Here is a 14,032-nt window from a genome sequence, read left to right on the forward strand (position 1 = left end):
TGTCGGCGAATCAAGGCCTATACAATCAGAGGGTTAGCAAGGCATGTCATCCGGCCGACACGCCGATGACACCGCGCCGTCATGGAATGGCGAACGGCCTCGGGAAGGATAGGGGGCGGAGAAAGGCCGCGTACGGCCGGGGGATTCGCGGGCAGAGAGAGGCGAGGTGCGAGCGGCGGCTACTCCTCGCCGCGTTGACGGGCCAGCGCCTTGCGCGCCTTGTTGCGCCGGTAGAGCCGCACCAGGGCGATGCCCAGGGCGAAGACGATCATCGCCGCCAGGGTCCAGCCCTGCCAGGGCCGCGCCGCATCGCCCATCACGGTCTCGAGGGTGAGGATCAGGATGAAGCCCAGGGCCTGGCTGGCGATGGCCAGGGCGCGCAGGGTATCGAAGGCCGGTCGTGACATGCTTGCTCCCGCTGGATGACAGCCCTGCCCGCCGGCAGTAGGCTTGGCGAAACGAATGCGCCCAGTGTAACCGCTGCGGCCCCCGCCGCCGACCTCTCGGAGCCACTACCACGACATGGATGCCATCGCCCTGGGGCCGCTGCTGATCGCCCTGCCGCGCCTCTATGCCTTCCTCGCCGCCCTGGTGCTGCTCGGCGCCAGCGCCCTGCTCCTCGGCCTGCCGCGCCGCCGCCACGCCCGCTGGTTCAACGGCCTGCTGGTGGCCTGGCTGATCGGCGCCCGCCTCGGCCACGTGGCGCTGAACGCCGGCCCCTACCTGGAGGCGCCGCTGGACGCCCTCAAGCTCTGGCAGCCCGGCTACCACGGCCTCTGGGGGCTACTCGCGGCGCTGGCCTGGACGGGCTGGACGCTCCGCGACCGGCTGGGGGCGATGCTCGGCGGCATGGGCCTGGCGCTCGGGGTCTCGCTTTTATGGCTCGCGCTGGTGACCCTGGCACCGCTGGGCGGCGGCATGGCCCTGCGCGAGCTGCCGGACCTCACGCTGGAGAACCTCGAGGGGGAGCCCGTGAACCTCGCCGCCCTCGAGGGCGAGACGGTGATCGTCAACCTCTGGGCCACCTGGTGCCCGCCCTGCCGGCGCGAGATGCCGATCCTGGCCGAGGCCGATGCCCGGGAGGACGTGAGCGTGGTGATCGTCAACCAGGGCGAGACACTGCTTGAGGCGGTGCGCTACCTCGACGAGCAGGGCCTGGACTTCCGCCATGCGCTGCTCGACCCGCGCCAGCAACTGATGGTGCTCGCCGAGTCGCCGGGGCTGCCCACCACCCTGCTCTTCGACGCCGAGGGGCGCGCCCGCGAGCAGCACGTCGGCGAGCTGACCCGCGCCCAGCTCTCGGCCTGGCTGGACGAGCGCTGAACCGCCGCGGGGCGATCGCCCAGTGATCGGTGCCTGGACGCTTAAGCCGCGTCGGGCTTTGCTGTAAGATACCGCGCCCTGTCGCCGCCGGGCCGGGTGTGGCCAGCGGCAACGAACCGATCCCAAGCATCCCCCGAGGCATCATGAGCGACTTCTCTCCCGGCCAGCGCTGGATCAGCGACGGCGAGGCCGAACTCGGCCTGGGCACCATTCTCAACGTCGACGCCAGAAGCGTCACCGTGCTCTTCGGCGCCAGCCAGGAAACCCGCACCTACAGCAGCCGCAATGCCCCCCTGACCCGCGTGGCCTTCGGCAGCGGCGACCGCATCCAGTCCACCGAGGGCTGGCAGATGACCGTCGACGACAGCAAGGAGGTCGGCGGCCTGATCGTCTACATCGGCGAGGACGACGCCGGCGAGCTGTGCGAGCTGCCCGAGGCGCGCCTCGCCGACACCATGCAGTTCGACCAGGCCCGCGACCGCCTGCTGACCGGCCAGGTCGACCGCAACGACTGGTTCGACCTGCGCTTTCGCACCCTGCACCACCATCACCGGGTCGAGCAGAACCCGGCGCTGGGCCTGGCCGGCCCGCGCATCGACCTGATTCCCCACCAGCTCTACATCGCCGACGAGGTGTCGCGCCGCCACGCCCCGCGCGTGCTGCTGGCCGACGAGGTGGGGCTCGGCAAGACCATCGAGGCCGGGCTGATCCTGCACCGGCTGCTGCTCACCGGCCGCGCCGAGCGGGCGCTGATCCTGGTGCCGGCGAGCCTGACCCACCAGTGGCTCGTGGAGCTGCTGCGCCGCTTCGCTCTCGAGGTCACCCTGCTCGACGAGCAGCAAAGCCTCGCCCACGGCAGCGCCAACCCCTTCGAGGCCGGCCAGCTGGTGCTGGCGAGCCAGGACTGGCTGTTCGCCAACGCCCATCGCCAGCAGCAGGCCCAGGCCTGCGACTGGGACCTGCTGATCGTCGACGAGGCCCACCACCTCGACTGGAGCCCCGAGCAGAGCGGCCCCGGCTACGCCTGCGTGGAGCAGCTGGCCGGCCAGGTGCCCGGCATGCTGCTGCTCACCGCCACCCCGGAACAGATGGGCCTCGAGAGCCACTTCGCCCGCCTGCGCCTGCTCGACCCGGACCGCTACCACAGCCTCGAGGCCTTCCGCGAGGAGGAGGCCCACTACGTGGAGGTCGCCGAGGCGATCGACGCCCTCGAGCGGCTGCCCGGCGAGGCGGCCGACCGCGAGCGGGTCGCCGCGGTGATCCAGGAACCCGACAGCCTGGCGCTGCTCGACACCCTGGCCGACCCGGAGCGCGGCGACGACCAGCGCGCCGCGGCCCGGGCGCAGCTGCGCGACCAGCTGCTCGACCGCCACGGCACCGGCCGGGTGATGTTCCGCAACGGCCGCCGCCACGTGGGCGGCTTCCCGGAGCGGCGCCTGCATATCGCCGAGCTCGAGGCGCCCTCCGCCTACCGGCGGGTGCTGCGCCGCCTGGCCCGAGACGAGGACTACCTCGACGAGCTGCTGATCGAGACCGGCCTGGATCACCCCGAGGTGCTGATCTACCCCGACGCCATGTACCGGGCGATGACCGACGACCCGCTCAACACCGAGCCCTGGTGGCAGTTCGACCCGCGCGTGAGCTGGCTGTTGGAGCGCCTCGCCGACGACGGCGAGGCGGGCTTCGCCGGCGACAAGGTGCTGGTCATCGCCCACGATCGCGAGACCGCCCAGGGCCTCGCCGAAGGCCTTCGCGTGCTCGGCGGCTACCAGGCGCCGGTATTCCACGAGGGACTCTCGCTGGTCGAGCGCGACCGCGCCGCGGCGGCCTTCGCCGACGAGGAGGAGGGCTGCCAGGTGCTGGTCTGCTCGGAGATCGGCTCCGAGGGGCGCAACTTCCAGTTCTGCCGTCACCTGGTGATGTTCGACCTGCCTCTGCACCCGGACCAGCTGGAGCAGCGCATCGGCCGCCTCGACCGCATCGGCCAGCGTCACGCCATCGAGATCCACGCGCCGGTGTTCACCGGCAGCCCCGGCGAGAAGCTGCTGCGCTGGTACCACGAGGGACTGGACGCCTTCAGCGCCCCCCACGGCCTCGGCAGCGAGATCCACGCCGCCTTCGGCGACACCCTGGCCGACAGCCTGCTCGACGATGAAGACCTCGACGAGGTGATCGCGGAGACCCGCGCCCTCTTCGAGGCCAAGCTCGCGGAGCGCGACGCCGGCCGCAACCGCCTGCTCGAGCTCAACGCCTGCCGCCACGACCGCGCCGAGGCGGTCGCCGAGGCGATCCGCGAGCTCGACGCCGACAAGGCCCTGGCCCGCTACCTGGACCAGGCGCTGGACATCTTCGGCGTCGACAGCCAGGACATCGGCGGCGGCATCCAGCACCTGCAGCCCAGCCCGCAGATGCTCGACGGCCTGCCGGGTCTGGTGAAGGGCGAGGAGGGCTTCTCGGCCACCTTCTCCCGGGAGCGCGCCCTGGCCCGGGACGACGTCCAGCGCCTCTCCTGGGAGCATCCGCTGCTGCGCGAGATGATGGGGCGGATCCTCGGCGGCGCCATGGGCAACACCGCCCTGGCGCTGCTCAAGCACCCGGCCATCCCCGCCGGCCGGCTGATGGTCGAGCTGGTCTTCCGCACCCACTGCCCGGCGCCCAAGCGGCTGCACCTCAACCGCTTCCTGCCGCCCACCGCGGTGCGCGTGCTGCTCGACGAGTCGGGGGCCAACCTGACCGCCAAGATCTCCTTCACCGGCCTCTCCAAGGCGGTGCAGAAGGTCAAGAAGGCGGTCGCCCGGGACCTGATCAAGAGCCGCCACGACCAGCTGCGCGAGCTGCTCGACGGCGCCGAGGCCGAGGCCCAGCGGGAGCTGCCGAGCATCGTCGAGGCGGCCCAGGGGCGCATGCGCGCCGAGCTGGACGCCGAGCTCGCCCGCCTCGAGGCGCTCTCGCGGCTCAATCCCGCGGTGCGCGAGGACGAGCTCGAGGCCCTGCGCCGCGAGCGCGCCGAGCTGGACGCCGCCATCGAGGCCACCCGACTGCGCCTGGACGCGGTGCGAGTGATCGTCACGGTGGGCGACGACGCGCGCTGATCGAAAGCGCCCTACGACGCACAGGGGCCCCGCCGGCAGCGCCGGCGGGGCCCCTGTGCGTTGGGCGTGGAGCCCTCGGCCAAGACTGGGTATAGAGCCTTCAGCCGAGGATATCGGCCAGGGCCTTCTCCAGGGTCGGGAAGCGGAACTCGAAGCCAGCCTCCAGCAGCCGCGCCGGGCGCATGTCGGCGCCGGTCAGCAGCAGTCGCGACATCTCGCCGAAGGCGACCTCCAGGGCGATGGCCGGCACCGGCATCAGCGCCGGGCGCCCCAGCTGCTTGGCCAGGGTGCGGGAGAACTCGGCGTTGGTGACCGGGTGGGGCGCACTGCCGTTGAAGGGGCCCTCCAGGTCGTCGCGCTCGAGCAGGAAGAGGATGGCGCGCACCAGGTCCTCGCGATGGATCCAGGGCATGAACTGCGTGCCGTCGCCGAAGCGCCCGCCCAGGCCCAGCTTGAAGGGCGGCAGCATCTTCGCAAGGCTCCCGCCGCCGACATCGAGCACCAGGCCGATGCGCAGCAGGGCGACCCGCACGCCGTAGTCCTTCGCCCCGCCGGCGACCTCCTCCCAGCGCTTGCAGAGCCTATGGGCGAACTCGTCGTGGGGCGGCGTCTCCTCGGTGACCTCGCGGTCGCCCTGATCGCCGTAGTAGCCCATGGCCGAGGCCGAGACCATCACCTTCGGCATGCGCCCCTGGCTCGCCTTGAGCTGCTCGCAGAGCATCACCAGGTCGCCGGTGACGTTGACCCGCGAGTCGATCAGCCGCTCCTTCTGCGCCTCGCTCCAGCGCTTGGCGGCGATCGGCTCGCCGGCCAGGTTGACGATGGCGTCCGGCGGGGTGTCGACGAAGTCCAGCACCGAGCGCCGGATGTCGCTGCCCTCGGGCAGGCGGTCGCGCACCTCGTCGGGCGATCGCGAGACCACCAGCAGCTGGTGGCCCGCCTCCTTCAACCGCCGGCAGAGCCGCTGCCCGACGAACCCGCTGCCGCCCGTGATCAGCACTCGCATCCGGAATCCCTCCCAAGCCAACTGTGGCCAGCCGTGACGGCCGGTCATCATGAGTTATACAGCCGTTGTACACTTCTGCTAGTCTAGCGATGAACGCCGTTGACTGCACGAGAGGCCCATGTCCCACGCCCCCGCTACCACCGCCATCATCGGTGCCGGCATCGCCGGCCTCGCCTGTGGACAGGCCCTCGAGGCGCACGGCTTGCCGGTGCGCATCTTCGACAAGGCCCGCGGCCCCGGCGGTCGCATGTCCAGCCGCCGCCTCGAGAAGGCCACGGTCGACCTCGGCGCGCAGTTCTTCAGCGTGCGCGACCCGGCCTTCCGCCGCGCGGTCGCGGCCTGGCGCAAGGCGGGCGTGGTCGCCCCCTGGCCCGACTCCCTCTGGGAAGCCGGCACTTCCGGCTGGCGGCGCCACCGCGACGACGTCGAGCGCCTGATCGGCACGCCCCGCATGAGCGCGGTCACCCGCCACCTGGCCACGGGCCTCGAGGTGGCGACCGGCACCCGCATCGAGCGCCTCGAGCCCAAGGGCGAGGCGTGGTGGCTGATCGACCAGCACGACGTGCGCCACGGCCCCTTCGCCCGGGTAGTGCTCGCCCTGCCCTCGCCCCAGGCCCAGGCGCTGCTGGAACCCCACGCGCCGAGCCTCGCGGCCGCCTGCGAGGCGATCATCCAGCGCCCCTGCTGGGCCGCCTGGGCGCGCTTCGAGTCGCCGCTGCCGGCCCTGCCGGGGGTCGACGACGACTGGCAAGCGGTGCGCCTGGCGCCCGAGCCGAACCGCGCCCCGGCCGAGCCGCCGCTGCGCTTCGTCAGCCGCAACGACCACAAGCCCGGACGCCACGGCCAGGGCGAGAGCCTGAGCCTCCTGGCGCGGCTCGAGTGGAGCGAGGCGCATCTGGAGCGCGACGCCGGGGACGTCGCCCGGGCGCTGCTCGACGCCTTCCGCGCGCGGCTGCCGGACGGCGTGACGCTTCCCGAGCCGACCGCGCTGGGCGCCCACCGCTGGCGCTACGCCCAGCCCGACGTCTTCGCCGGCGGCGAGGCAGTCAACCTCGACCACCGCCGAACGCCCGAGGGGCTTTCGCTGTGCGGCGACGGCTGGCGCGGGCCGCGGGTCGAGGACGCCTGGCTCTCCGGTCATCATCTCGGCGAGGCCCTGGCGGCCGACGCTTCCTGACTCCCTTTCGCGACTGGAGACATCCATGTCCTATGCCCTGATCCTGCTCGCCCACGGCTCCAGCGACCCGAACTGGCGAGCCCCCTTCGAACACTTCGCCAAGGCGCTGACCGAGCGGCTGTCGACCCCGCTGCGCCTGGCCTACATGGAGCTCAGCGAGCCCTCGCTCGAGTCCACGGTGGCCGAGCTGGCCGCGGCCGGCGTCGAGCGCGCCGAGGTCCTGCCGCTGTTCTTCGCCGCCGGTCGCCACCTGCGCCGCGACGTGCCCGGTCAGGTCGAGGCGCTGACCGCCGCCCACCCGGGCCTCGAGCTTACTCTGCTGTCGCCGGTCGGCGAGCATCCGGCCTTCGTCGAGGCGCTGGCGGCGGTGGTCGCCGAGCAGGCAGGGGAGTCGGCACGCTCATGAACGACGAGGCACGGCGCCCGGCCGACACCCCGCTCTACCCGATTCGTGAAGTCTCCCGGCTGACCGGCGTGAACTCCGTGACCCTGCGCGCCTGGGAGCGCCGCTACGGGCTGATCCAGCCCCAGCGGACCCCCAAGGGTCACCGCCTCTATGCCCGCGAGGACATCGAGCGCGTCGAGCGCATCCTGCAGTGGCTCAACCGCGGCGTCCCGGTCAGCCAGGTGCGCGAGCTGCTCGACCAGCCGGAGACGGTCGAGACCCCGACGCCGGCGGCCGGCGACTGGCCCGGCCAGCGGCGCCAGCTGATCGGCGCCCTCCAGGCGCTCGACCTCGACCGCCTCGAAGCGCTCTTCAACCAGTCGCTGGCCCTCTACCCGGTGCCGGTCTGCCTGGCCGAGCTGTGGCAGCCGGTGGTGCGCCAGCTCGAGGAGGGCTGGGGCGACCAGCTGGGCGACACCCTGCAGCGCCGCACCCTGGAGGCCTTCCTACGCACCCGCATCGGCACCCGGCTGCTGCACGCCAACCGGCTCAGCAGCGGCCCGACACTGATCGTCGCCCCGCTGCCGGACGACCCCTCGCCGCTCTGGGTGCTGCTCGCGGCCCTGGCCGCCAGCGACCGCGGCTACCGCATCCGGCTCTTCGATGCCCCGCTGCCCTTCGCCGAGGTGCCGCTGGCGGTGGAGCGCTTCCAGGCCGCCGGCCTGCTGCTGGCCAGCGGCAAGGCCGAGAAGGCCGAACTGGTGCGCCGCCAGCTGCCGCGCCTGGCCGAGCAGCTCGAGGTCCCGCTGATGGCCTGCGGCCCCATGGCCCGCATCCGCGAGGCCGACCTGGAGGAGACCGAGGTGGAGCTGCTCGGCGACGACCTCGACGAGGCCATGCAGGGCCTCCAGGCCCGACTCCCCGCCCGCTGACCCGGAGCCGTCCATGTCCACTCCCGCGATCGTCTGGTTTCGCAGCGACCTGCGCCTTCAGGACAACACCGCCCTGGCCGCGGCGGCCCGCCAGGGCCCGGTGGTCGCCGTCTTCCTGCGCTGCCTGCCCCACTGGCAGCGCCACGGCCACGGCGCCAACAAGCTCGACTTCTGGGGCCGCGGCGTGGCCGCCCTGGGCGACGACCTGGCGGGCCTCGGCATCCCGCTGCTGCACCGCGATATCGACGACTTCAGCGAGGCCCCGGCCACCCTGCTCGCGATCGCCCGCGAGAACGGGGCCCACGCCCTGCACTTCAACCACGAGTACCCGCTGGACGAGCAGCGCCGCGACCGCACGGTGATCGACGCCTTCGAGGAGGCGGGCCTCGCGGCCACCGGCCACCACGACGCCGTGGCCTTTGCCCCGGGGGAGCTGCTCACCGGCAAGGGCGACTACTACGGCGTCTTCACCCCCTTCGCCAAGGCCTGGCATCGCCAGCTGACGCCGGAGCGCCTCGCCCTGCGCGACACCCCCGCCCCCCAGGCGGCGCTGCCGATCGCCTCCGATCCGCTGCCCCCGCTGCCCGACCTCGACGACACCCCGATCGACGGGCGGATCTGGCCCGCCGGCGAGGGCCCCGCCGCCGATCGCCTGGAGCGCTTCCTGCGCTTTCGCGGTCGCCACTACCAGCGCCAGCGCGACTTCCCGGCGATCCGCGGCACCAGCGAGCTGTCGCCCTACCTGGCGCTGGGCATGATCTCCCACCGCCAGTGCCTGCAGGCGGTGCTGGCCGAGAACGATGGCGCCCTGGCCGAGGGCGACGCCGGGCTCACGGCCTGGGTCAGCGAGCTGATCTGGCGGGAGTTCTATCGCCATGTGGCCGTCGGCTTTCCCCGGGTCTGCCGCCACCGTGCCTTCCAGACGCACACCGAGGCGCTCGCCTGGCGCGACGACGAGGCAGGCTTCGCCGCCTGGTGCGAGGGGCGTACCGGCTACCCCATCGTCGACGCCGCCATGCGCCAGCTGGTGACCACCGGCTGGATGCACAACCGGCTGCGCATGGTCACCGCCATGTTCCTCAGCAAGCACCTGCTGATCGACTGGCGCCGCGGCGAGGCCTTCTTCCTGCGCCACCTGGTGGACGGCGAGTTCTGCGCCAACAACGGCGGCTGGCAGTGGGCGGCCTCCACCGGCACCGACGCCGCGCCCTACTTCCGCATCTTCAACCCCACGACTCAGTCCACGCGCTTCGATCCCGACGGCACCTTCCTCGCGGAGTGGTTGCCGGCGCTGGCCGAGCTGCCCAGGAAGGCCCGCCACGCGCCCGAAGGCGACCTGCTCGGCGGCGTCGACTACCCGGCGCCCATCGTCGAGCACCGGGCCGCCCGGGCGCGGGCCCTGGACGCCTTCAAGGCCCTCAAGACGGACTGACGCGACCCGATCCACGACGGGAGGCCCCTGGATGCAGCGGACACCGGACCTGGAGGCCTTCTGCGCCTTCTTCAATAAGCTTGACAAGACCTGTACAAATCGACTCAGCGAGGTATACACTGCGGAGGTGAGCTTCACCGACCCGCTGCACCACATCGAGGGCATAGAGGCGCTCGAGGGGTACTTCCAGAACCTGTACGACAACGTGACATCGTGCCGATTCAACTTCCACGAGCGGTGGCAGCAGGAGGACAAGGCCTTCGTCACCTGGACCCTGCACCTGGAGCACCCGAGGCTCGACGGAGGGCGCGGCATCGAGGTCGAGGGCTGCTCGCACCTGAACTTCGCCACGGACGGCCGGGTGGCCCGCCATCGCGACTACTTCGATGCCGGCGCCCTGCTCTACGAGCGCCTGCCCCTGCTGGGCGGGGTGATACGCCGGGTGAAGCGACAACTGGGCCGGTGACGGCCCGCCACGACGGGGAGAGCGCATGACCAACGCGAGCGACACAAAGCGCATCTGGCTGACCGGCGCCACCTCGGGCATCGGCCGCGCCCTGGCCGAACGGCTGCTCGAGCAGGGGCACCGGGTGGCGCTGAGCGCGCGCAGCGCGCAGGCCCTGGACGAGCTCTGTGAAGGCCACGACAACGCCCTGGCGCTGCCCCTGGACGTGGCCGACCGCGATGCCGTCGCCCAGGCCGGCGAGCGGCTCGCCGAGGCGTTCGGCGGCCTGGATCTCGCGATCCTCAACGCCGGCACCTGCGAGTACCTGGACGCCCGCGACTTCGAGGTCGAGCTCGTCGAGCGGGTCTTCGCCCCCAACTTCTTCGGCGCCGTGTACTGCGTCGATGCGGCCCTGCCGCTGCTGCGCCGGGCCCGCGCGGCGGGCGGCCATCCGCTGCTGGCCGCCACCTCCAGCGCCGCGGCCTACCTGCCGCTGCCCCGGGCCGAGGCCTACGGCGCCTCCAAGGCGGCGCTCAGCCACTTCCTGGAATCGCTGCGCCTGGACCTGGCCGGCGAGGGCATCGGGGTCAGCCTGATCCATCCCGGCTTCGTGAAGACGCCGCTCACCGACCGCAACGACTTCGACATGCCCATGCGCATCTCCCCCGACGCGGCCGCCGAGGCGATCCTCACGGGCCTGGAGCGCCGCCGGCTGGACATCCACTTCCCGCGCCGCTTCACGCTGCTGGTCCGGCTGATGGGCATCCTGCCCCCCACCCTGCGCCACCGCCTGGGCCTGCGCATGACCCGCCAGGAATCGCCCGTGGAGGCCCACCGATGAACGCCCCGATCCGATCCCCTCATGAGGCCCAGCACGGTGCCGCCCAACGCATCGCCGTGATCGGCAGCGGCATCGGCGGCATGGCCGCCGCCTGGTACCTGTCGGGCCGCCACGAGGTGACGCTCTTCGAGGCCGAGGAGCGTCTCGGCGGTCACACCGCGACCATCGACGTCTCCCTCGACGGCCGCGACTACGCCATCGACACCGGCTTCATCGTCTTCAACGACTGGACCTACCCGCACTTCCAGCGCCTGCTGGAACGCCTCGGGGTCGCCGCCCAGCCCACCGAGATGAGCTTCTCGGTGCACGAGACGGACCGCGACTTCGAGTACAACGGCCACACCCTGGCGAGCCTCTTCGCCCAGCGCAGCAACCTGCTGCGCCCGCGCTTCCACCGGCTGCTGCGCAACATCCTGCGCTTCAACCGCGAGGCGACTCGGGCACTGGAGGAGGGCCGGCTCGACCCGACCATGACGCTGGGCGCCTGGCTCGACGCCGGCGGCTACGATGCCGACTTCCAGCAGCGCTACCTGCTGCCCATGGGCGCGGCCATCTGGTCGGCGAGCATCCGCGACCTGCGAGACTTCCCGCTGCTGTTCTTCGTGCGCTTCTTCCGCCACCACGGCCTGCTGTCGGTCAACGACCGGCCCCAGTGGTACACCCTGGTGGGCGGCTCGCGCGTCTACATCCCGGCCCTGACCGCGCCCTACGCCGAGCGCATCCGGCTCGCGACCCCGGTGCGCGGCCTTCGCCGACACGCCGATCGGGTCGAGGTGAGAAGCGACGCCGGCGTGGAGGCCTTCGACCAGGTGGTGCTGGCCTGCCACGCCGACCAGGCGCTGGCGATGCTCGACGACCCGAGCGACGCCGAGCGCGAGATCCTCGGCGCCCTCCCCTACCGAGACAACGAGGTGGTACTGCACACCGACACCCGCCTGCTGCCGCGTCGGCCGCGCGCCTGGGCGAGCTGGAACTACCGGCTCGACGGCCGCGGCGACGACGCCCGGGTCTCGGTGACCTACGACATGAACATCCTGCAGCGCATCACGGCCCCGCACACCTTCTGCGTGACCCTGAACGACAGCGCCGCCATCGACCCCGCCCGGGTGCTGGGCCGCTTCACCTACGCCCACCCGCAGTTCACCCTGGCCGGCCAGGCGGCCCAGGCCCGCCACGAAGAGATCTCGGGGCCCTCGCGGCGCACCCACTACTGCGGCGCCTACTGGCGCAACGGCTTCCATGAGGACGGCGTCTGGAGCGCCCTGCGGGTCGCCCGGGACCTGGGCTGCGACGAGCGGGGGCCGGGTGCCGAGCGCCCCGCCGTCCGGGAGCCGGCCATCGAGGAGAGCCCGGCATGAAGCGAACGCCGCGCTCGCGCATCTACCGGGGCAGCCTGCGCCACCGCCGCTTCCTGCCGCGTCCACACGCCTTCGAATACCGCGTGTGGATGGCCTGGCTGGACCTCGACGAGCTGCCCGAGCTCTTCGACGGCGTGCCCGCCTTCAGCGCGCGGCGACCGGCCCTGGCGCGCTTTCGCCGCCGGGACTACCTCGGCCCCCACGACCGCCCCCTCAAGCAGGCCGTGCGCGAGGAGCTCGAGCGCCAGCTCGGCAGCGCCCCGGACGGGCGCATCTGCGTGCTGACCCAGCTGCGCACCCTGGGGCTAGGCTTCAATCCGATCTCGCTCTACTACGCCTTCGATGCCCGGGGCGAACTGCGCGCCCTGCTCGGCGAGGTGAGCAACACCCCCTGGGGCGAGCGCACTCACTACGCCTGCGCCGTGGAGCCCCGGCGCCACGGCCACACCGCCGAGTTCGACAAGGCGATGCACGTCTCGCCCTTCAATCCCATGGACATGACCTATCGCTGGCGCTTCGACACCCCCGGCGAGTCGCTGTCGATGCACATGGAGAACTGGAAGGCGGGCCAGCGCCACTTCGACGCCACCCTGACCCTCGAGGGGCGTCCGGCGACCCGCGGCGTGCTGCTCGCCACCCTGGCGCGCCAGCCCTGGATGGGCCTGAAGACGCTCGCCGGCATCCACGTCGAGGCGCTGCGCCTGTGGCTCAAGCGCCTGCCGGTCCATGACCACCCCGGACAAGACCATCCGTCCCGTGAGGAGAGCTCGTCGTGAACACGCTTCGCTCCGCCACCGCCCGCCCCCTGGCCCCCGAGGGCGATCGCCTGACTCGCTGGCTCAAGCCGCGGGTGATGGCCCAGCTCGACCGCCTGGAGGGCGGCACCATCATCCTGACCGACGGCCACCAGCGCCATCGCCTGGGCCGGGGCGGCGCGCTGCGCGTGACCCTGGTGGTGCGCCACCACCGGGCCTGGAAGCGCCTGGCCCTGGGCGGCACCGTGGGCGCCGCCGAGGCCTACATGGACGGCGACTGGGACGCCGACGACCCGGTGGCCCTGGTGCGGCTGTTCGCCGCCAACCTCGAGCGGGTCAACGGCGAGATCGAGAACGGCACCGCGCGACTCGGCCGCTGGCTGCTCGGCGCCCTCTACCGCCTGCAGCGCAACAGCCTGAACGGCTCGAAGCGCAACATCGCCGCCCACTACGACATCGGTAACGCGCTCTTCTCCACCTTCCTCGACCGCGAGCACCGCATGTACTCGAGCGCGGTCTTCCCCCACGCCGAGGCGAGCCTCGAGGAGGCCTCGACCCACAAGCTCGACCTGATGCTCGACAAGCTCGACGTCCAGCCCCACCACCACCTGCTGGAGATCGGCACCGGCTGGGGCGGGCTCGCCATCCATGCGGCGAAGACCCGCGGCTGTCGCGTCACCACCACCACCATCTCCGCGGAGCAGCACGCCTTCACCGCCCGGCGCATCGAGGAGGAGGGGCTCGGCGATCGCATCACCCTGCTGCAGCAGGACTACCGCCAGCTCGAGGGGCGCTACGACCGGCTGATCTCGGTTGAGATGATCGAGGCGGTAGGGCACCAGTACCTCGGCACCTACCTGGCGACCCTGGACCGACTGCTCACCGAGGACGGCCAGGCGATGCTGCAGGCGATCACCATCCGCGACCAGCGCTACGAGGAGGCCAAGCGCGAGATGGACTTCATCAAGCGCTACATCTTCCCGGGGGGCTTCCTGCCGTCGCACCGCGCCATCCTCGACGGCGTGGCCCGCCACACCTCGCTCAACCTGACCGACCTCGACGAGATCGGCCTGCACTACGCCCGAACCCTGCGCGAGTGGCGCCACCGCTTCGAGGCGAGCCTGGAGACCGTGCGCAAGCTCGGCTACGACGAGCGCTTCATCCGCATGTGGCGCTACTACCTCTGCTACTGCGAGGGGGGCTTCATGGAGCGCACCATCGGCACCTGCCAGCTGCTGCTGGCCAAGCCCGGCGCCCGGCCGGCGCCGCTCACCGGGGAGGCGTGA

Annotated in this window: 13 protein-coding genes; 11 read left to right on the forward strand and 2 right to left on the reverse strand. The window is 72.1% G+C overall.

Going from position 1 to position 14,032, the window contains the following annotated elements; translation table 11 throughout:
* Positions 1-179: 179 nt before the first annotated feature.
* Positions 180-407 carry a hypothetical protein gene (locus C9F13_RS14655; RefSeq protein ID WP_108447016.1) on the reverse strand — a complete coding sequence of 76 codons (228 nt, stop codon included), beginning with the start codon at positions 405-407 and terminating at the stop codon, positions 180-182.
* 115 nt (positions 408-522) lie between these two features.
* Here C9F13_RS14655 and C9F13_RS14660 point away from each other — a divergent pair, with 115 nt between their 5' ends.
* Both C9F13_RS14660 and rapA read left to right on the forward strand, forming a co-directional pair.
* Positions 523-1,323 (forward strand): TlpA disulfide reductase family protein, encoded by an 801-nt coding sequence (locus tag C9F13_RS14660; protein ID WP_108447017.1) that lies wholly within the window; start codon positions 523-525, stop codon positions 1,321-1,323.
* 143 nt (positions 1,324-1,466) lie between these two features.
* Positions 1,467-4,415, forward strand: coding sequence for an RNA polymerase-associated protein RapA (gene rapA / locus C9F13_RS14665; RefSeq protein ID WP_108447018.1), 2,949 nt, complete (start codon positions 1,467-1,469; stop codon positions 4,413-4,415).
* 100 nt (positions 4,416-4,515) lie between these two features.
* Here the strand turns inward: rapA and C9F13_RS14670 are convergent, their stop codons facing one another.
* On the reverse strand, positions 4,516-5,421 hold the full coding sequence (locus C9F13_RS14670; RefSeq protein ID WP_108447019.1) for a TIGR01777 family oxidoreductase: 906 nt from the start codon (positions 5,419-5,421) through the stop codon (positions 4,516-4,518).
* A gap of 118 nt (positions 5,422-5,539) precedes the next feature.
* Here C9F13_RS14670 and C9F13_RS14675 point away from each other — a divergent pair, with 118 nt between their 5' ends.
* The 9 genes from C9F13_RS14675 (at position 5,540) to C9F13_RS14715 (ending at position 14,032) form a co-directional block, all read left to right on the forward strand.
* On the forward strand, positions 5,540-6,598 hold the full coding sequence (locus C9F13_RS14675) for an NAD(P)/FAD-dependent oxidoreductase (protein WP_108447020.1): 1,059 nt from the start codon (positions 5,540-5,542) through the stop codon (positions 6,596-6,598).
* Between the two features lie 25 nt (positions 6,599-6,623).
* Positions 6,624-7,004, forward strand: a complete 381-nt coding sequence (locus tag C9F13_RS14680; protein WP_108447021.1) for a sirohydrochlorin chelatase — start codon at positions 6,624-6,626, stop codon at positions 7,002-7,004.
* Entirely contained in the window at positions 7,001-7,915 is a 915-nt protein-coding gene (locus C9F13_RS14685; RefSeq protein ID WP_108447022.1) for a MerR family transcriptional regulator, read from the forward strand. The genes C9F13_RS14680 and C9F13_RS14685 overlap by 4 nt, the downstream gene beginning before the upstream one ends.
* 13 nt (positions 7,916-7,928) lie before the next feature.
* Entirely contained in the window at positions 7,929-9,347 is a 1,419-nt protein-coding gene (gene phrB, locus C9F13_RS14690; RefSeq protein ID WP_108447023.1) for a deoxyribodipyrimidine photo-lyase, read from the forward strand.
* Positions 9,348-9,378: 31 nt separating this feature from the next.
* The gene (locus C9F13_RS14695; protein WP_108447024.1) at positions 9,379-9,813 is read left to right on the forward strand and encodes a nuclear transport factor 2 family protein; all 435 of its coding nucleotides are present in this window, start codon (positions 9,379-9,381) and stop codon (positions 9,811-9,813) included.
* 25 nt (positions 9,814-9,838) lie between these two features.
* Positions 9,839-10,633 carry an SDR family NAD(P)-dependent oxidoreductase gene (locus C9F13_RS14700; protein ID WP_108447025.1) on the forward strand — a complete coding sequence of 265 codons (795 nt, stop codon included), beginning with the start codon at positions 9,839-9,841 and terminating at the stop codon, positions 10,631-10,633.
* Positions 10,630-11,991 (forward strand): NAD(P)/FAD-dependent oxidoreductase, encoded by a 1,362-nt coding sequence (locus C9F13_RS14705; RefSeq protein WP_108447026.1) that lies wholly within the window; start codon positions 10,630-10,632, stop codon positions 11,989-11,991. The genes C9F13_RS14700 and C9F13_RS14705 overlap by 4 nt, the downstream gene beginning before the upstream one ends.
* Complete coding sequence (locus C9F13_RS14710; protein ID WP_108447027.1) at positions 11,988-12,767, forward strand: DUF1365 domain-containing protein; 780 nt, start codon at positions 11,988-11,990, stop codon at positions 12,765-12,767. The genes C9F13_RS14705 and C9F13_RS14710 overlap by 4 nt, the downstream gene beginning before the upstream one ends.
* A 77-nt stretch (positions 12,768-12,844) precedes the next feature.
* Positions 12,845-14,032 carry an SAM-dependent methyltransferase gene (locus C9F13_RS14715; protein WP_108447090.1) on the forward strand — a complete coding sequence of 396 codons (1,188 nt, stop codon included), beginning with the start codon at positions 12,845-12,847 and terminating at the stop codon, positions 14,030-14,032.

The sequence above is a fragment of the Halomonas denitrificans genome, from assembly GCF_003056305.1.
GTDB classification, from domain to species: Bacteria; Pseudomonadota; Gammaproteobacteria; order Pseudomonadales; family Halomonadaceae; genus Halomonas; species Halomonas denitrificans.

Bases quoted from the DNA above. Each gene is read 5' to 3' on its own strand.
- C9F13_RS14655 (WP_108447016.1), bottom strand. From the start codon at position 407: ATGTCACGACCGGCCTTCGATACCCTGCGCGCCCTGGCCATCGCCAGC.
- C9F13_RS14660 (WP_108447017.1), top strand. From the start codon at position 523: ATGGATGCCATCGCCCTGGGGCCGCTGCTGATCGCCCTGCCGCGCCTC.
- rapA (WP_108447018.1), top strand. From the start codon at position 1,467: ATGAGCGACTTCTCTCCCGGCCAGCGCTGGATCAGCGACGGCGAGGCC.
- C9F13_RS14670 (WP_108447019.1), bottom strand. From the start codon at position 5,421: ATGCGAGTGCTGATCACGGGCGGCAGCGGGTTCGTCGGGCAGCGGCTC.
- C9F13_RS14675 (WP_108447020.1), top strand. From the start codon at position 5,540: ATGTCCCACGCCCCCGCTACCACCGCCATCATCGGTGCCGGCATCGCC.
- C9F13_RS14680 (WP_108447021.1), top strand. From the start codon at position 6,624: ATGTCCTATGCCCTGATCCTGCTCGCCCACGGCTCCAGCGACCCGAAC.
- C9F13_RS14685 (WP_108447022.1), top strand. From the start codon at position 7,001: ATGAACGACGAGGCACGGCGCCCGGCCGACACCCCGCTCTACCCGATT.
- phrB (WP_108447023.1), top strand. From the start codon at position 7,929: ATGTCCACTCCCGCGATCGTCTGGTTTCGCAGCGACCTGCGCCTTCAG.
- C9F13_RS14695 (WP_108447024.1), top strand. From the start codon at position 9,379: ATGCAGCGGACACCGGACCTGGAGGCCTTCTGCGCCTTCTTCAATAAG.
- C9F13_RS14700 (WP_108447025.1), top strand. From the start codon at position 9,839: ATGACCAACGCGAGCGACACAAAGCGCATCTGGCTGACCGGCGCCACC.
- C9F13_RS14705 (WP_108447026.1), top strand. From the start codon at position 10,630: ATGAACGCCCCGATCCGATCCCCTCATGAGGCCCAGCACGGTGCCGCC.
- C9F13_RS14710 (WP_108447027.1), top strand. From the start codon at position 11,988: ATGAAGCGAACGCCGCGCTCGCGCATCTACCGGGGCAGCCTGCGCCAC.
- C9F13_RS14715 (WP_108447090.1), top strand. From the start codon at position 12,845: ATGGCCCAGCTCGACCGCCTGGAGGGCGGCACCATCATCCTGACCGAC.